Source organism: Massilia sp. IC2-278, from assembly GCF_020708045.1.
GTDB lineage: Bacteria > Pseudomonadota > Gammaproteobacteria > Burkholderiales > Burkholderiaceae_D > Telluria.
This window is the reverse complement of sequence record NZ_JAJFES010000010.1, coordinates 160,016-177,299: the sequence shown is the minus strand read 5'-3', so window position 1 is coordinate 177,299 and position 17,284 is coordinate 160,016. Positions and strand designations below refer to the sequence as shown.

At 60.7% G+C, this 17,284-nt stretch carries 13 protein-coding genes; 4 read left to right on the top strand and 9 right to left on the bottom strand.

What is annotated here, in order from left to right:
• Positions 1-30 precede the first annotated feature (30 nt).
• Positions 31-513: a hypothetical protein gene (locus tag LK540_RS18180; RefSeq protein WP_229438718.1), complete on the bottom strand. Its 483-nt coding sequence runs from the start codon at positions 511-513 to the stop codon at positions 31-33.
• 137 nt (positions 514-650) lie between these two features.
• Complete coding sequence (locus tag LK540_RS18175) at positions 651-2,939, bottom strand: catecholate siderophore receptor Fiu (RefSeq protein WP_229438717.1); 2,289 nt, start codon at positions 2,937-2,939, stop codon at positions 651-653.
• A gap of 407 nt (positions 2,940-3,346) precedes the next feature.
• Between LK540_RS18175 and LK540_RS18170 the strand changes: the two genes are divergently transcribed.
• Positions 3,347-4,351, top strand: a complete 1,005-nt coding sequence (locus LK540_RS18170) for a hypothetical protein (RefSeq protein ID WP_229438716.1) — start codon at positions 3,347-3,349, stop codon at positions 4,349-4,351.
• A 42-nt stretch (positions 4,352-4,393) separates the two neighbouring features.
• On the opposite strand, the gene LK540_RS18165 is transcribed toward LK540_RS18170, so the two are convergent.
• Positions 4,394-5,401 carry a serine hydrolase domain-containing protein gene (locus LK540_RS18165; RefSeq protein ID WP_229438715.1) on the bottom strand — a complete coding sequence of 336 codons (1,008 nt, stop codon included), beginning with the start codon at positions 5,399-5,401 and terminating at the stop codon, positions 4,394-4,396.
• Positions 5,402-5,550: 149 nt separating this feature from the next.
• On the opposite strand from LK540_RS18165, the gene LK540_RS18160 reads away from it, so the two are divergent.
• From LK540_RS18160 to LK540_RS18150, 3 genes are all read left to right on the top strand, one after another.
• Positions 5,551-6,123, top strand: a complete 573-nt coding sequence (locus LK540_RS18160) for a GNAT family N-acetyltransferase (protein WP_229438714.1) — start codon at positions 5,551-5,553, stop codon at positions 6,121-6,123.
• Between the two features lie 633 nt (positions 6,124-6,756).
• Entirely contained in the window at positions 6,757-7,011 is a 255-nt protein-coding gene (locus LK540_RS18155; RefSeq protein WP_229438713.1) for a hypothetical protein, read from the top strand.
• A gap of 128 nt (positions 7,012-7,139) precedes the next feature.
• Entirely contained in the window at positions 7,140-7,583 is a 444-nt protein-coding gene (locus LK540_RS18150) for a hypothetical protein (protein ID WP_229438712.1), read from the top strand.
• On the opposite strand, the gene LK540_RS18145 is transcribed toward LK540_RS18150, so the two are convergent.
• The 6 genes from LK540_RS18145 to LK540_RS18120 form a co-directional block, all read right to left on the bottom strand.
• Positions 7,580-9,145, bottom strand: coding sequence for a hypothetical protein (locus LK540_RS18145; RefSeq protein WP_229438711.1), 1,566 nt, complete (start codon positions 9,143-9,145; stop codon positions 7,580-7,582). The two genes, LK540_RS18150 and LK540_RS18145, sit on opposite strands and share 4 nt — an antisense overlap.
• A 154-nt stretch (positions 9,146-9,299) precedes the next feature.
• On the bottom strand, positions 9,300-10,004 hold the full coding sequence (locus LK540_RS18140; protein WP_229438710.1) for a hypothetical protein: 705 nt from the start codon (positions 10,002-10,004) through the stop codon (positions 9,300-9,302).
• 261 nt (positions 10,005-10,265) lie between these two features.
• Positions 10,266-10,520: a PAAR domain-containing protein gene (locus LK540_RS18135; RefSeq protein ID WP_229438709.1), complete on the bottom strand. Its 255-nt coding sequence runs from the start codon at positions 10,518-10,520 to the stop codon at positions 10,266-10,268.
• Positions 10,521-10,663: 143 nt separating this feature from the next.
• Entirely contained in the window at positions 10,664-12,283 is a 1,620-nt protein-coding gene (locus LK540_RS18130) for a tetratricopeptide repeat protein (RefSeq protein WP_229438708.1), read from the bottom strand.
• Between the two features lie 3 nt (positions 12,284-12,286).
• Entirely contained in the window at positions 12,287-14,323 is a 2,037-nt protein-coding gene (locus LK540_RS18125; protein WP_229438707.1) for a phosphatidylserine/phosphatidylglycerophosphate/cardiolipin synthase family protein, read from the bottom strand.
• A gap of 27 nt (positions 14,324-14,350) precedes the next feature.
• The gene (locus LK540_RS18120) at positions 14,351-17,104 is read right to left on the bottom strand and encodes a type VI secretion system Vgr family protein (RefSeq protein ID WP_229438706.1); all 2,754 of its coding nucleotides are present in this window, start codon (positions 17,102-17,104) and stop codon (positions 14,351-14,353) included.
• Positions 17,105-17,284: the final 180 nt, after the last annotated feature.

The window sequence follows — 17,284 nt, the reverse complement described above, 5'->3', positions numbered from 1 at the left end:
GCGCAGCCAGGGACCGACCGACGCCCTGGCCTACGCTTTCCTCGAAGGCCTGAGCGCTAGCCTGTGGCCTATCGTCGGCGCGGGCGGGGCCAGTGCGGGAGGCGAGGGTGGAGCGACGGGCGCTGCGGGAGACGCCGGTGCTGCAAGCGAAGCGCGAGAAGCCGGCAATACAGGTGCGGCAGGTGTGGCAGGTGCGGCGGGAGCAGCCGGCAAGGCCGGAGCGGCCGGTGCGATGGCGGCGCTGCGGACCTCCTGCAAACGCGCCAGCTCGTCGCGCAGCCAGGCGCGGCGCGCCGTATCGCGCCGCGGCACGAAGCGCCAGCTGCCGGCCGCGGCATGGCGTCGCGCCAGCTCGTTCGACAAGCCCTCCAGCCGGTCGAGTTCGATCTGCACCGCGTAATCGCCGAAGCCTTCCAGCACGGTCTGGCGCAGCAGCCAGACGGCGCTCGCCGTCACGGCCAGGATGGCCAGCAGGACCGAGAGGAACAGACGCAGGCCGATCGATATCTTCAAGACGAAACCGGATGAGAGTGGAAGCGAGCCATTCTAGGCCATAGTCCGGGCGGCAAACAAAAAAAACGCCCTGCGCCGCGAGGGCGAGGGCGTCAAACCAGCAAGGAGGTTGCTGTACTTGTAAAGCGTGAAGCTGCTTAGAAACGGAAGTTGGCCGTCAGGCTGGCCGAGCGCGGCGTGCCCGGGGTGTAGCGGTAGCCGCTCTTGTTGATGTTGGCCACATACTCTTCGTCGCCCAGGTTGTACACGTTCAAACGCAAGTCGATGTTGTTGGTGATGGCGTACGAGGCCATGGCATCGAAGACCCAGTACGACTTCGTATAGGCCGGGGTGCCGACGGCGCCGTCGGTGCCGCGCAGCAGCCCATCGTTGAAGCGCGCGCCGCCGCCAATCTTGACGCCCATCGGCAACTGGTACGAGGTCCACAGGTTGAACGACTGCTTCGGCGTATAGGTCAGCTCGTTCTCGCCATTGGCGGTGAGCAGGCGGCCCGACTCGATGCTGGTGTCCATGTAGGTGTAGCCCGCGCTGACCAGCCAGTTACGCGCCAGTTCGCCGGTCACACCCAGCTCCACGCCCTGCACCTGCTTCTTGCCGGTCTGCGACCAGGTCAGGTCGACCGGGTCCTGCTCGACTTCGTTCTTGACTTCGGTGCGGTACAGCGCTGCGGAGAGGCCCAGCTTGCCTTTGAACAGGTCGAGCTTGCCGCCGAGTTCATAGGTCAGGGTTTCCTGCGGATCGTAGATCGGGTTCTGGGCGCTGTTGACGTTGCCCGAGACCGTGAAGTTCGAGCCCGGCGGCAGCTTCGAGCTGGCGGCCAGCGCGTACACGCTGCTGTAAGTGGTCGGCTTGTACAGCACCGACAGCTTGCCGTTGTAGACCGTGTCGCCGATGCTGAAGTGGGTCGGCGTGAGCGTGGTCACGTTGTTCGCCGTGGCCGCCGTCACCGCGGTGTAGTCGCCGCTGAAGTGGTCGGCGCGGATGCCGCCGTTGACGATCCAGTTCTCGCCGATCTTGATGGTATCGAAGACGTAGGCGCTCTGGGTGTCGATCTCGCCTTCGTTGAAGGCGCCAGTGCGGCGCGGCGCCAGGCCGGTGACGGCGACGCCGGCGTCCGGGTTGTACAGGTTCGCGGCCGGCAGGGTGCCCAGGCCGGTCAGGCCGTAGGTGATCTGCTTTTCGCTGGTGAACTCGATGCCGGTCACCAGGGTGTGGCGCAGCGAGCCGGTGTCGAACATCGAGGTCAGCGCGGTCTGGTTGGTCAGGATCTTGTTTTCCTGGTCTTTCACGGTACGGGTGTTGCGCACCAGGGTCCAGGTGGACGGATCGGCGCGGTTCACCAGCGTGATATTGGCGCCGCTGGCCAGGAAGGCCGACAGCAGGTAGTCCTGGCTGGTGCGGCCATAGCGCGAAATGCTGTGCAGCCTGAAGTTCGGCGAGAAGTCGTGCTCGACGCGCACGGTCGCCATGTCGGCCTTGACCTTGTCGTAGTCGCTGTTCGAGCCATAGAAATTCTTCGGATCGACGGCCGGGGCGGTCGACAGTTCCGGCTTGTTGACGCGGTCCGGGCTGGTGTAGCCGGGCAGGCCGACGGTCGGCACGCCGCCGTCCGGAATGTTGTCCTGGTTGACGTGCAGGTAGTCGAGCACCACGCGGGTCGGGCCGTTCAGGCCGAAGCCGATGCTCGGCGCCACTGCCCAGCGCTTGTCGGTGACCACGTCGCGCGCGGCGCGGCCCGAATCCTGGGCCATCACGTTGATGCGCGCCGCGATGCCGCGCTCGGCGTTGATGACGCGGTTGACGTCGGCCGTGACGCGCTTCTGTTTGGCGCTGCCGCCGGTAAGCGAGACGCTCGAGATGTCATCGAGGCGGGCCTTTTTCGTGACCAGGTTGACCGAACCGGTTGGCGAGCTGCGGCCGTTGTCGGTGCCGGCCGGTCCTTTCACGACGTCGATCTGTTCGAGGTTGAAGACGTCGCGCGAGATCGAGCCAACGTCGCGCACGCCGTCCACATAGATGCTGCCCGAGCTGTCGAAGCCGCGCATGAAGATGGCGTCGCCGGTGTTCGTGTTGCCGTTCTCGCCGAGGAAGAAGGCGCCGACGCCCGGGGTGTTGCGCAGCGCCTCGGTCAGGGTCAGGGCACCTTGCTGCTCGATCAGTTCCTTCTTGATGACCTGCACGGTCTGCGCGGTGTCGACCAGCTTTTCGGTGTACTTCGGCGACGAGGCGCGTTCGGCCTTGAAGTCGTTCTCGGTCTTGCCGACCACTTCCACCTTCGACACGGGCAGGGCGGAAACATCGTCCGGCGCCGGCGGCACGGTATCGGCAGCCTGGGCCGCGAGCGGCAGCAGCATGGTCGCCAGCGCGGCGCTCATTTGTTGTTGGAAACGGCTGTGCCCGTGCTTGCGGCTCTTGATTGCTTGCATGTCTGTTCCTGTTCTTCTCTCAGTTTTTATGGAAGCGCCGTCAGCGGGCTGAGGCGCGGTTTTGTGCACTGGTCAACATTCTAGTAAGCATTTTTAGGTTTGTAAATGAGAATTGTTATCATTCGCGTTCGTATGGGTGAGTATTTACCCGGCGCGGGTGAAAAGCATTGTGTAAGGACAGGCGCGCGGCGAAATGCGGGGGTAAATCGTGGTAGAAATGCAACAACAGGCGAGGATGCCTGCCGATATGGCATTTGTCAGGAGGCAACTATTTCGTACACTCAGCCGTGCGGCCAGCCTGCGGTCAGGGCTGGCCGGTAGCCAAGGCATCTCGCCGGCGCCATCTCTTCGGAAACAACGACGCACACAATGACATCGAATCGACAAGTACCCAGGCAGGCCGGCAAATGATGATCGTTCCGAGTTTTTGGGCCGAAGCACGGGCGCAATATCGCCGCAAGGGCAAGCAGATCACGGTCAGGCGTTTCGGCTGGTCCGACGCCAGCCAGGAGGATGCGCAGCACAATGCCCAGCTGCGTGTCGACGCAGCGCTGGCGCGTGCCGTCTCCGGCGAACCCTTGCCGCGACGCGAGCGCAAAGTGCCGTACAACGGCGGCGACGGGTTGCCGATCCGGGAGGAGGTGGTCGACCGCGTCGGCGAGACCGTCATTACCCGCAATGCCTACGGCGCACGCTGCATCAATACGCCGAACGTGCTGTTCGTCGATATCGATTTCAATGACGGCCCTGGCAAGCGCACGGTCTGGGGCAGCGCGTTGTTCCTGCTCGCAGCCGGTGCGGTGATGCTGTATCTGATGGCGGCGGCCGGCAAGAGCCCTGGCAGCTTGCTGGCCGCGGCTGTGGTCGGCGTGCTGCTGACCCTGGTACTGTCGTTCCCCATTGCGAACCGTATCCATCGCCTGGCCGTCCAGGCCCGGGGTGGGCCGGAGGCGGTGGCACGCGCGAACATCCTGCACTTCATGGGCACCCGTCCCGACTGGCTGGCCCATCTCTATCGGACGCCCGCCGGCTTGCGCCTGCTCGCTACCCATCGCCTGTTCGACCCGCTGGAAGCCGAGGTGGCCGAGTGTTTCCGGGCACTGGGCGCCGATCCAATGTATGCAGCCATGTGCTTGAACCAGCACTGCTTCAGGGCACGGGTGTCGGCCAAACCCTGGCGCATCGGCATCGGAAACCATATCCGGCCACGGCCCGGCACCTGGCCGGTCTCGCCCGAGCGGCTACCGGAACGGCGTGCGTGGCTGGAGCGCTATGACCACGCTGCCGCAGGGTTTGCCGCCTGCCGTTTTATCGAGTCGATCGGCAAGGGCGCCAGCGTTCCGGCCGCGCAAGCAGTACAACAGCTGCACGATGAACTGTGCCGGGCGCACGCCAAATTGCCCATCGCCTGACCGGGCCTGTTGCAGCGGCTGATCGTGCCGCTTGCTCGGCTTCTACGCGAGCGCGGCAGCGAGTATGCGATCCATGTCTGGCCCCGCATCTTCGAAATTGGCCAGGTGGATGATCGACGTACGGCTTTGCGGTAGCCGGACAATCAAGGTGCTGAAGCCCCACAGGCCACCGCTATGGAACACGACGTCCTGGCCGAACCTGTGCGTCAGTTCCAATCCAAACCGGTAGTCAGGCACTGTGCCGTCCAGGAAGGGCGAAGGCTGCAGCATGGCGTGCAGCAGGCTCGACTTGTCGGACCACTGGCGGTGCCATTCCACTTCCCAACGCAACAGATCTGCAATGCTGCCGTACATGCCGCCATCGCCCACCGTGTTGGCGTTACCCAGGTGCTGTTTGTAGCCGAGAGGGCGAGACGCATCGGTCTCGTAGCTGAACACGCGATGCTCAATCACATTGAACCGGTCGTCATCAAAGCCCAGGCGATGGATACCGAGCGGCTCGAACAGGATCTTCCTGGCGTACTTCGTTAGCGATAGTCCGCTCAGGCGTTCAACCAGCGCGGCAAGCAGGATGTAGTTGCTGTTGCTGTAGCGGTGCACGGTCTGTGCCGGGCACTCGACCGTGTCCATGCGGTTAATCAGTCGCAGGATGGTGTCGTTGTTGAAGTAGTCGGCTTCATGGCGTCCCAATTGGCATTGCAGGAACTGGAAATAATCCGGAATGCCGCTGCTGTGATTCAGCAGGCTTCGTAACGGGAAAGCCTGTTCGAATCGTGCCAGCTCGGGCAAATGAGGGCATACGTCGTCATCGAGGCCGATCAGGCCCTCACGCACCAGGGCCATGATGCAGGCGGCCGTGAACTGCTTCGATTCCGATGCCAGGTAATAGGCCGAGTCGCGCGACAAGGGCACGTTCAGTTCGAGAGAAGCCAGCCCGTGGTGGCGTTCGAATATGGTTTCTCCATCACGCAGGACTGCGGTACTGAAACCCGGGCCCTGTGACGGCAAGCTTGCTGCCAACTGCTCATAATAATTCCAAAGTTCTTGCACGGCGCCCCGGCTTGTTGATTGAGGAAAGCCGAGATTGTATGCGCCGCATGCACTCCCGGTATCAAAAAAATAATCTGGGAAGACCGTTTCAGCTTAATTGCAAACGCTACAATTGTTCGCAATCGGCACCAGTACAGGGGATCCAACGCATGCATAGCGAGTTCGTCACTTCTGTTCCATACCTGCACACGGAACGACTCGTGCTTCGTGAATATCGACGGCAGGACTTTGACGCATTTGCAGCGCATCTCGCCGATCCTGTCAGCGCGGCCCACCTGGGCCCGTCCGACCGCCACGCGGCATGGCGAATCTTCTGTTCACAGGCAGGACTATGGCTCATCCATGGCGCCGGATGGTGGGCTGTCGAGGACAAGGAAACGGGTCAAGTCGTCGGGACTGTCGGCGCGTTCTTTCGTGAAGAATCCACGGTGATGGAGCTAGGCTGGAATACCTATCGTGCCTTCTGGGGCCGGGGATTCGCGAACGAAGCGGCGGCGGGGGCCCTGGATTATGCGCTCGAGATTCGGCGCGAACCTACAGTCCGGGCGCTCATCGCTTCGGCCAATGCATCGTCGCTGCGTGTTGCCAGGCGCCTTGGCCTGACGTATGAAGCGGAGACTGAGATATACGGCAAAGCGGTCGGCATTTACACGCTTGAGCGGGAAGGCTCGCTTGGGCAGGGTTATGGGAATACACGGGAAGCTAATAAAAGATCGCAATAAACAATCGAATTTGCCACAACAAGCACGGCCTACAGCGAGCTGGCGATTTGTCCAGGTAACAACCAGAATGTACACCGGATCATGCCGACCGCCCGCTATCGGCCAATAGCGTACATACTGCTTAAAAATCCATTGCCTCTCGGAGGCTCTTAGAGATAAATATGCTTACTCTACTCATTGGACATCTTCGGTTCCATTGCTGAGAGCGGTATCCCACGATACGCAAAACCGTGCGGCTATTCTGGACAGGTCTTCTTTGTGTTTTGACTTTGTACGTCGCTTACGCCTTTCTTGTCCCTTGAGCGATGAAAGCTTTGGGCCGAAAGCAGACGTTACAATCCGTGCGCAATCGGTAAGAACCAAACGTTCGAGGACGAACAACGATCGGCGTTCTGTTAACTTGAACGCAGAGCACGCAGTCGTATGATTCAATCCTGTGTCACCATTGAAATGGCTGAGAAAATCACCAGATTAATCGCTATACGGCCATTCCCATGAAAAAGCTGAATCCTGCGATCATAAATGTATGCATCAAGTGCATACCTAGCTAAATCAGTAGGCCATACTGTTTATCGCACTTGAGCGGCGAACCGGTTGGTCGGTGACCACATTTAAACGAAAGTGATCTTCTCAGTGGATGACGAAAACAAAGAGCCTTCCTCGAATGCGATTCTTGAGCGGCGGCCCTGGAAAGAGCGATATCGCTGGCTCGCCGTACTGATGATGGCCGCATTTGCGGGCATGGGGCCGGCGCCACCACCGAAACCAGCACGAGCACTATCGGAATATTCACAGATTGCCGAGGATCCGGATGGGCTGAAGCTGGATCCTGAACTTCATTTTGTGCAGAATGGGCTTGATAGGGACGAATCAAGCATGGACGCGTAACGATTACGCATCTGGAAATCAATCCGCGTTACCAGATATTCGCTTCGGGTCGAACGATAACGCTGCAGCAGAACGCAATCGACCCGAATCGGTCATTGAACACACCGGTCCATGAGGTAATCCAAGTAATGCGAACATTTGCCAAGTGGCTGGTTTTGCTCATCCTGAGCCTGGTTGCCGTGCTTGTGCTCGCTCTACTGATCATTCCCAGTTCCATCGTCGAGCACAGGTTCAATACCTATGAGCAGGCTGCAGCAAGTGGCGCATTCGAACGACAAGCACTCCCCGATCACTTGCCCAGATCTGCTACGGACATCCATTCGACCCGGGACTTGGACAATGGCGGCGAAGTGGTGACGTTCGAATATGGCTCGGATTTCGATCGGTTTATTGCTGCCCAAGTCGCAGCCCCGCCTCGGACGGCAAGATCGCTCCGTCTCCGACTGTGGGACGACCATTTCACCAATCCCGATGAGCTGGTCTATATGCCGAACGTCTCGTTGTACAAGGATTCCCGCCCCGGGACGCTGCTGGTCAATCGCGTCCGCAGGGCCGCGGTGTATGTCGACTAGCGTCCGTGTGGCCGCGCGGGCGCTGCGCGCGACGCCGGTGTCGCGCGCAAGCCAATCAGGGCCTCCATGTATTGCACGGTACTCCTGCCGGTCGAATCGGTGACACGGACGATGATGTTGCGCGCGCCTGCCGTGGTAAAGGTATGCCGGGCGCTGACCTCGCCGCTGCCGCGTGCTGCGCGCACCACGGCCGGCTGCGGTCCCAGGCCGTCGCCCCAGTCGACGCTTGCCTTGTGACGGTCGCCGACGTTGCGGTCGCGGAAGGACAGGGTGAGCTGCAGTGGGCGGTTCAGTGCTGTCTCGGGGAAGTTGATTGGCCCCAGCACTGGCGCGTCGGTACCGCCGCCGCCGCGGCGCAGCAGCACCAGGCCGGCGCTCGACTCGGCGACGATGTCGCCATTGGCGGCAATGGCGAGTGCGGAAGCGAGTGTCAGTCCCGCCGGCGGATTGAGCAGGCGCGTGTTCAGGTCGACGGCCGCGCCCGTGCGCGACCAGCGGTAGGCGCGGCGCTCGCCCTGGCTGGCCCAGGCGACGCCGACGCTGACGCCGGCATCGTTCAGGCTGTTTATTTCGGACACCGCGAGCGATGCGGGGTGCAGGTCGACCAGTCCGCGTGCGCGCGAGTACAGGAAGGCGCGGCTGGCGCCGTCCGGTGAGATGATGCGGCCGGCGATTTCTCCTGCCTCGTTCAGGCCGACCACCACCGCGTTCGGCCCCGGGGTGGCCACGCCCCGTGACGGGCTCCACAGGAATGCGCGCGCATCCGGCGTACCGCCATCGAGCATGCCGGCGATATCGCCACGTTCGTTGTTGTACATGGCAATGGCGCCGCGTACGCCGCCAAGGATGCCGAGTACCGTGGGCCGGTTGGCGCTGTCCCAGCGCACGGCGTGGTTGATGCCGCCGGCATCGGTAACGCTGCCGACGCTGACGTTGCGCTCGTTGATGTCGAAGGCATAGCTCAGGTCGAAGCCGGGCGGCCTGGGCAGCACCGTCAAGCGGTTGGCCGCGCTCCAGCGCACCGCGCGCCCGGTGGCGGGATCGGAACCCGTGTACGAGGCCCCGACGACGATGCCGTTGTTATTGATGGCGGGAATCCAGCTGTCGCCAGCGGCGCCGAGGGAGGGCAGGCGGGCCAGCCCACGGGCCGCCGACCAGCGATACGGTTGCAGGTTCGTCGACCAGGGATCGTTGGGGTCGACATGACGCGACACGAAGGCCAGCTCGCCGCGGTCGTTCAGGGCGCCGAGAAACGAGACGGTGTTGCTCGGCGTGATAGGGTGGATGACGCGTTGTCCATCGAAGAAGCCGACATGGGCATTGTAGTCGAGCCCGATGTACTCGAAGGCGGCCTGGCCGCTGGCGTTGATGTGGGCTACCAGGGCCTGGGACGGCACCAGATTGACGATGCCGTACACGTCGGCTGGGGCGTGGAGCGCGCCGGCGCCCTGCGCGCCGTTCGCCGGCGCCGCGGCCCTGGTGCCGTCGTCGAATCCCGCCAGGTGTGCAGCGAGTACCAGTCCGCCTGCCGCACGAAGCGTCTTGCTTCTCAGGATATGCATGTGAGCCTCTCATGGTCTTCGCGCATGCGTGGTGCATGGCGTCAGGCCAATGTAGGCAGTCGCCTGGCCGCAGAAGACGAGCTGTATCAAGGACGGGCCAGTATCGGAGTCTTCCGGCCGCATGCTCGGAAGGCGCCGTGCGGCGCCGGCAAGTTCAGTCTGTAGAGGCCGCCTTGCCCGGCGCTTTTGCATAGGTGCCGCGCAGGCCCATCGGATTCTCGTCGATGCTCAGCCGGCCCTCGCTGGACGACAGGCTCAGGGACTTGAACGGCGCCGCCTGCAGTTCGCCCGGATTGAGCACCACGAAGCCGGCAATGCGCTTGCTGGCGCGCTCGGCCGGTACGTCGAACCAGGTCCACTCGTCCTTGCTGTCTGCGCGGCGCAGGCCGGCGCGCTTCCAGGTTTCGCCGGCGGGCATCTGGGCGATCGCATCGCCGTTCGGACCGCTGACCGCAGTGGCCTTGCGTCCGGAGGCGCTTTCGAAGCGGACCTCGATGCCGGCCACCGGGCCGGTCTCTGGCACGCCGACGATCGCCACCCAGATGCCCTGGCGCGGGTCTTTCTTGATCGAGAGTTCGGCTTCCGTGAACAGCCGGAATTTCCCCGGCCGAGGGGAGTGCGGGGTGAGGACGATGCGTTGCCCGTCGCGCTTCCAGGTGCCTTGCGCCGCCATGTCGGTTGCGCCGTACATCAGCACCCATTCGAATTCGCCCGACTTCTTCAGCAGCAGTTCCGAGCCGACTTCGGTCATGCCGCTCAGGTAGTAGTGGCCGATGGGGTCGTTAGCTTCGGCGGCAGTGGCGGCCAGGCTGCCGAGGAGGCAGGCGCTGGCCAGGACGAGTTTCGGGATCAAACGCATGGAGGCCTCACGGTTGGGCGACGCGGACTGGAAAACGACTCTTGGTTGCAAGCTCATCCATACTATGCCGCAGCGCGTGCTTTCGTGTCGCCATGCTGGAATAACACTTTCGAAACCCAAGTTCTTCACAGAAACTGTGGATAAAGTTGTGCGTCACTACCAATGTGATGAATTAAGCCTTTGATTTTAATAAATATCTTCAGGCCGCCTATGAATTGGGCATCCCGACTTTTTGTTCAAGATTGATCCCTTTATGGTTTTCTAAATAGAGGAAATCAACTTAGCACCACAGGCGGTGAGATCGCTGTCATACGCATAGGACTGTCCTGCGTGCCTGGCACCGGCACCATCCGGTTTAATGGAAAACCTTCCTTTACATTGGGGGCAGAAGGTCATGTCATCGGCCAGGGCTGCTTCTGTACCCATCACCACGGTGCCTGATGAAACCGAGATGACCTGGCCGCCGTGATCCGTTTTGTCATTCATCCGAATGACACCACGTCCTTCATGCTTCATGTTCGTTTAGCCTTTCATTGTTAAGTGCCAGGCCTGCCCGCTACGATACTTGTCGAGCAAAGCTGCTATCTAGATGTTGAAAATTACACCGAGCAAAAACAGCGTTATTTACGAAATAAAGTCGTCCGGCGCGGTCGCACAGACTATTTTTGCTTCGGCGTCTCCGCCTCCAGCAGATGCCACTTCAATTCCGCACTGTCCAGCGGCAGCATCCAGTCGCGCTTTGGATCGGGAAAGGGTTGTCCAGTGGTCAGCCAGCGCTGCCGCCAGGCATGATTGACTTCCTGTTCGAGTGGATGGCCTGGCGTGAGCCATGGCTGCCACGTGCCTGTCACGGCACATTGTTTATTACCAGCGCACTCCACCTGCGGTGACGGCCACTTGACCTGACGCGACAGCCTGAGCGCGGTGCGCGGTGCGACCGCGCCGCCGTCGTTGCGCACGGTGAGCACGCGCTGCCAGACGATGCTGGTGATGGCTTTCGAACCCATGCCGTCCGGAGCGCGTGGCTGCTCGAACGCTTCGCCCTTGCCGTAGAGGCCGGGCGCGATCTTGGCCAGGAAGGTGCGCACCTCGGCCGTTTCCTGCGGCGCGGTCGGCTGCCAGTAGCCAGCGACGGGCGCCTGCAGTGCATCGGTCGTTTCCGCGAGCGGCCGAAAGGCGTAGGCGCTGTCGAGGAAGTAGCGGCCTTTTCTCAACGAAGCCTCGGTCGGTGCCGGTGTGGCTGGTGCGGGCACGACGGCCATGGCCGCCGCGAGCAGGCTTTCGCGTGTGCCGTCCCAGGGCGGCAGCACCGCGGGCGGCAGAGGGAGGATCTTGTCGAGGTTGGGAAAGCGGCGGTCGGGGTTGAAGCTGAGTGCATCACCAAGCATGTTGTAGCGTTGGCCGCGTGCCTTGTCGATGAATGGCACGAACATGCTTTCCAGGTTGCTCGGACGAGCAAATTCAAGGAACAAGCTGTCCGCACAACTCTTGCAACCGTTCTTCACACCCTCGTGCAGAGCGCGCATTACGCGATTAAGGGTTTCTGGAGTCCTTTTTCCGAGTGGCATACCATCCACTCCACGGGGTACGGCATACATATATTCCAGTTCTTCGGCGACTGGGCCATAACCCTGGGCCAGCGCACATTCAAACATTTTGATTGCGATAGGGATGTTGCCCCAGTAGCCTGGTTTCAGGTTGTCTCCACCGGCATCCATCTTCTCCCCCAGGAAGTGCATCGAATGCGGGTTGCCCATTGCGGCTGCCTTTTGGAGGAAGGCGTACGCGCGGTCGGGATTTACATGGACGCCCGTGCCGTTGAGGTAATAGGTGCCCATCCGGTCGTAGGCCGCTGGAATCCCCAGTTCGACGGCTTGCGACACCAGTGTCATCGCTTCATCCTCGCCGTTAGGCGGGTCGTGCCGTTCGACGTACAGGCTGGCCAGGTTCAGCATTGCCTTCCAGTGATGCCGTTCAGCAGCCAGCTTGGTTAGTTTGACGATCTGCTCGTACTCGCGGTCCTCGTGGGAAGTCGTACGGTCTTCCAGGGCACGCGCTTCAAGGAACCAGTCATCGGCTTGAGCGTCAACCGGCGGCACCTTGCTCGCTTCAGTCTGGCATTCGAAGGAAGCGATGTGCGGATCGAAGGGCGGCAACTCTTGCATGTGGGCGGGAAGCTTGGTCTTGTCCATGTCGCAGGCAGTCAGGAGATTAAGGGTGATCAGAAGGGTTACCAGATGGCGGCAACGCGGCGGGAAAGGAGTGGCGGCCGTATTCATGATTCAACCGAAACGGATGGTCGAGCTTCGGCTATCGTCCAGTGAGACGATAAAGCCTTCCATTTGCTTGTCGGCTGGATCGGTGGGCGGTGCCTTTTGTCTTTCTCTGTTTTTTTTCATGAGCTTTACCCATTCCTTGAAGGTTTCAGCAATTTCCTTTGGCGTCGCATTTCCGCCATTATTCTTATTGGTCGCGAGCTGCGACCAGACCCGTTTTCGCAGTTCGGTCGCATGGCGCGGGTCGTTCGTGGCAAGGTTGATCTCACTGTCCACCGCCATACTGCGCTGGTTGAGGTTCGCGCTGCCGAGCGTGAAGAAGCCGTCATCGACCAGCAGCAGCTTGGAATGGATGTAGATTTCGCGGTAGCGCCACTGGCGCCGCGCCTGGTTGAACTCGCATGAGTTGAGCACAGCCACGCACACCTTTAGGCCGTACAAGTCTTCGAGAAGCAGCGCGGTAGGCTTGTCGATCTTGTTTGCAGCGGAGACAACGACTTCTGTCACGAGGTTCGGCACGCTTGCCCGCCTGTCGGCAGCGTCCCCGACGAATTGTTTCGACGCGGCCTGCTGAATCTTCGCATCCTTATTGGCCCGGTCGATCATCTTTACCTGCCCGGTCATGCCGTCCTGCTGGCCCAGCGTGGCCAGGGTGTCGTAGGTGCGCGGAACCATCTGCGCTTTCTCTGGCGCCGGAATGACGACGAAGACATGCATGATCGGTAGATCTTCCTTGCTTTTGCCGATCTTTGCGGCGTTGCGGTTCCACCCGGCGATGACGTTCTTGCGAACCGCCAGCAGGTGTTCGGCCCAGTCCTGGTACTGGAAATACTGGTTCTCCATGTACAGGTAGCCTGTTCCAGCAGCGGCGACGCGGGTCGCGTTGAAGTAGATTTCCTTGATCGTGAAGTCGTTTTCCTCGGGCTGCGTTCTGACGATCTGCACCGTCGAGTCCCCGGAGCCGGCCTTGCGCAGCAAGGCGGAGGGTGGTGTGCCGCACACGTACGACTTGGCCGAGGTAGCGCCGGCCGCACGTTCCCAGGCCCCTTCGAAATTCTCGTGGACCGGTATCAAAGCCCGGCCGCCCTCGATGCGGCAAGCGTAGTCGCGATACGGCTTCAGGGTCTCGAAATCGAAACGGCCGTCGACGCCTTCCGCATGCTCCTGCTTCGTTTTGGCTGCGCCTTGCTCGCGCAATGGGTTCTCGACGAAATGCTCGGGACTGTCCCAATAATCGGTCAGTGAATTCAGGCCCATGACGTAGGCGACGGCCTTCTTGCCCTTGTTATAGGCGAAGTCGATCAGGATCGGCTTTTGGTGATGGGTGCCGCCTAACGTAAAGAGCGCGCGCTCGCTGGCATCGGGTTTTCTCGTCTCCAGTTCAAGTGCATTTCCGATGCTGCTGGAATCGCCGTCGCGGGTACGGATGCGAATGCCCTCCAACCGTCCCGCGAAGGCGGCCCTGTACCAGTTGTAGCAATATTCTTCCCTTGCCATGGCTGCAAGCTTGTCGCCCGAAATGTTCCATTCCTTTTTATGGCGATTATTCCGGGCATGCTCGCGTATTCGATCCATGCTGTGTTGGGCACTCATTTGCTGGACTTCCAGATCGCTTCGGGCGATGTGCCAAGGATTTTTTCCATGGGTATGGCCTGGCATGTGCTTTTGAATCGCGCCGCCGCTAACGCTGTACCAGACCAGCAAGCGAACCCGCACGCCGCGCCTCCCCGCCGCAATCAAGAGATCGCCATAGGTTTTCGCCCGCGGCCAGATCGGTCCGTCGCGGACCAATTCCATTCCCGGATCGAATCCCCAACATACCAGGTCGATGCTCTCTTTTGCCTCCGCGATGTCCCTGGCGATGGCAGCGAAGCCATTTTTTCCGCAAATATGGACGCTGAGCCTGTTGTTGTGGGTGATGGGATGGGTCGCATTTCCCTTTTTGTTCTTCTCTTCAGCAAACCACTGGATGGTGGAAGTCGCTTTGCTGCTGGCTTCGTCGATATGAACCTGTTCGGTCCGCAGGTTTTTTTCAGGGCGCATGAGGTTCCCGTTGTGTTTGCTGACAATTCAGGAGTAAGTGCGGCCTTCCGCCGAGCCATCGAGCGAGCGCGCCCCTTGGTTCGACAGGACCTGCTCGCTGTACAAGGCTTTGTCTTTTGGATCGAACTTTTCCCAGGCCTTGAGCTCGAATTTTTCGCCGTTCGCAAGTTCCACTGTATAGCCCGGCGTTCCACTCGTATGCTCGATAGCGATACGACCAAGGTCGTCGGTGATGCCTTCGTTAACCTGGCTGCCGTTTTTAAAGAGGGTGTAAGGAACGTTTGAAAAAGGGCGCCCGTTTTCGGAATGGGTTTGCAGCATGAAGAGAAGCTGCTTCGGATCATCCGGCGTCTTTGGCTCTGCAATGCTGATCTTGTGCTCGGCCGATGGCTGGGGCCGATTCTGGGAAGCGAGGGTTTCGAGGTTGCCGTGAAATAGCGCCGGCTTGGGCGCGAAGACTTGCAAGCGGTCGGTAATTTCGACCATGCACTCAGGGCCGTGCAAGCGAACGCCCTTTTTTCCCTTCAAATCGATCCAGTCGGTTTGGCTGATCAGCGACAGGACCTTGTTCGCGATGACCTGGATATCGTCCTCATGTGCCTGCACAGTGATCTTGCCCGATGCTGCAATCAGTTTCATGCCAGCCTTGTGAACAAACAGGCGGAAAGTCTGTTTAATGCTCGCGAACAGGCTTTCGCCCGTTGCTATCGAGAGATGGCGGCCCGTCGTCAGGGCCGTATGTTCACCGCTCGCGATATGGGTTGATTGTGCTGAGGTCGTCTCGATCGCGGCCGGGCTCGCCAGGACGAGGTGGGGGGCAGAAAGCTCGGGAAACTGTTCACCAGTGCCCTGCAAACTGTCGCTTTGTGTTTTCAGCACATCGGCCACATCATGCTGCTGTCCGCTTTCCTGGGCCAGGCCCTGCAGCGCGGCTGTCGCTTGGTCGTCGTGCAGCTTGTGCGCGGCATTTAGCCGTTTCGTCGTTTCGTCCATGTCCTTGATCGGTCCGCGCGCGGAAGGCCGCGCTTCGGTCGTGATCAACAGGCCCTTGGCCGCACGGGCAACGCCATGGCCATCGGTGCGCAGTTCCCAGCCTTCTCCACGCGCATCCTTGCGGCCAGCGTTGTCCTCGATTCGGGAAATGTGACCAAGCGACAGCTGACTGCACAGGTGGTCGCTCTTTAGCTGCGCCTGGATCATTTCCTTCGTGTCGTCAAGGACGAGGTGGTTGCCGCGCGTCGCGCCACCCAGTTCCCGGCTGCGCAAGCCAGCGAGCGCCTGTTGTTCAGGCAACGCCCACGGCGGCATGTGATGTTGGTTGTAAAGTGCGCCGAGTACAAGCGGGTGATCGACATTCCCGTTGGGGTAGACCACGGCGACTTCCTCGCCGACGCGCGGCAAGCGGATCTGGCCGAATTCGCTGCCAGCCGCAGGGCTCAATACCCGGATCCAGGGTGAGCTCTTTTCATCGTAATTGCCCAGCCGGTCCCAGTGAAGCTGCAACTTGACGCGTCCGAGGCCGTCCGTGTGGATATCGGCGCCTGCCGGCCCGACGACAATGGCAGTATGCAGCCCTGTGTAGATGCAAGGCTCGCTGTCGTAGTTGCGGCCAGGGCGCCAGCGGATGTCCTGGCGGATGCAGGTGAAGCGGTTTTCATACTCTGACGGCTTACCTAGGCCCGCCTGGTAATTATTGAATACCTCATGGTCGACAGACAGGATCAGGTAGTAGCGGTCCCCGATGTTGCTGCGCTGTTTAGCGTCGTATCGACGCGAATGCGATTCGGCACTGAAGTGACCGCCCAGTTTGAATGTGCGCCCAGGCAGCACGCACCGTTCGTTGCCAGCCGCCTCGAAGTACTGGGTATCCTTCTCCGCTTCGTCCATGCGCCGCCCTGCCAACTGTGCGCCTTCCGAGTGCAAGCGATAGCCATACGCGCCGGTGTCCTCGTAGATTTCGTAGGGAAAGACGTCGCCTTGCCGGTTCATTGAAGCGGCTTCAACGCGTTGTGCCCCAGGGTTCTTGTAGTTGAACGAAGCGAGCGTGGTCTTGCCCGAGCCAATACGCCGGATTGCCGTCCACTCGTGAATGCCGTCGTCCTCGCGTGAGCCACCCTGGTCGTGAAACGAGATCACGTAAGCCTCCTCGTCAATCCGCTGGGCGAGACAGCTATTGTCCGAGATCATGAGCTTGTGGCCGTCGAATGCATGCTCGTACCAGTAGTGCAGGCCAAGCGCTTCCCAGCGCCGGTGCAGGTGGTTGTAGTCGGTCTCGTTGTACTGGTTGGCAACCGTCAGTTTTGTGTCGTCGACCTTGGCCATGTGCCAGTCGGCCTGGCTGTAATGCCTTAAGGTTTCCTGAGTGATCTCGAGCACGTTCTTGTTGTGGAAGGACATGCAGTTCTTGCGCAGGCGCGCGAAGGCGAGCCAGGGTTCGAGCAGCATCCGGTAGAAGGCGAAGCCGCCGTCACTGCGCAGGAAGCTGAATTCGGTGATATAGCCGTTGAAGTAGCGTAGCGAGCCGTCTTCACGCACCAGGGAAATGGTCGCCATTCGCCCCATCATTGTTTTCAGCGGGATGCGTGGGTCGTCCGACAGGACCTCGACGTCAAAGCGGAAACTGCGCGAGACTTCTTCATGCGCGAGCAGCTTGTTAGGCAGGAGGATTGCGGATGGTCCGTCCTTGAACGGAAAGTCGAGTCGCATGAGCCGCTTGTGTTGAGATTCGCCGCTGAACGCCGACCGCGCGGCGCCGACCACGATTTCCTGGACTTCACCCATTAATTGCCTCCAATGGCTCTTCGCCGTAGAACACTTGAAAGGTTCAGAGGTCACGTTATCGTGATGATGCTGCGCGTAATTTGATTAGCGTCAACGCATTTTCATGCGTTATGTCTAGCGCATACCGAGGGCGTTGTGTGGTCAGGGCAGTATGATTTCGCTGCGCTACAACTGAAGCAG

Bases quoted from the DNA above. Each gene is read 5' to 3' on its own strand.
- LK540_RS18130 (WP_229438708.1), bottom strand. From the start codon at position 12,283: ATGAATACGGCCGCCACTCCTTTCCCGCCGCGTTGCCGCCATCTGGTA.
- LK540_RS18175 (WP_229438717.1), bottom strand. From the start codon at position 2,939: ATGCAAGCAATCAAGAGCCGCAAGCACGGGCACAGCCGTTTCCAACAA.
- LK540_RS18170 (WP_229438716.1), top strand. From the start codon at position 3,347: ATGATGATCGTTCCGAGTTTTTGGGCCGAAGCACGGGCGCAATATCGC.
- LK540_RS18120 (WP_229438706.1), bottom strand. From the start codon at position 17,104: ATGGGTGAAGTCCAGGAAATCGTGGTCGGCGCCGCGCGGTCGGCGTTC.
- LK540_RS18160 (WP_229438714.1), top strand. From the start codon at position 5,551: ATGCATAGCGAGTTCGTCACTTCTGTTCCATACCTGCACACGGAACGA.
- LK540_RS18125 (WP_229438707.1), bottom strand. From the start codon at position 14,323: ATGCGCCCTGAAAAAAACCTGCGGACCGAACAGGTTCATATCGACGAA.
- LK540_RS18150 (WP_229438712.1), top strand. From the start codon at position 7,140: ATGCGAACATTTGCCAAGTGGCTGGTTTTGCTCATCCTGAGCCTGGTT.
- LK540_RS18140 (WP_229438710.1), bottom strand. From the start codon at position 10,004: ATGCGTTTGATCCCGAAACTCGTCCTGGCCAGCGCCTGCCTCCTCGGC.
- LK540_RS18145 (WP_229438711.1), bottom strand. From the start codon at position 9,145: ATGCATATCCTGAGAAGCAAGACGCTTCGTGCGGCAGGCGGACTGGTA.
- LK540_RS18135 (WP_229438709.1), bottom strand. From the start codon at position 10,520: ATGAAGCATGAAGGACGTGGTGTCATTCGGATGAATGACAAAACGGAT.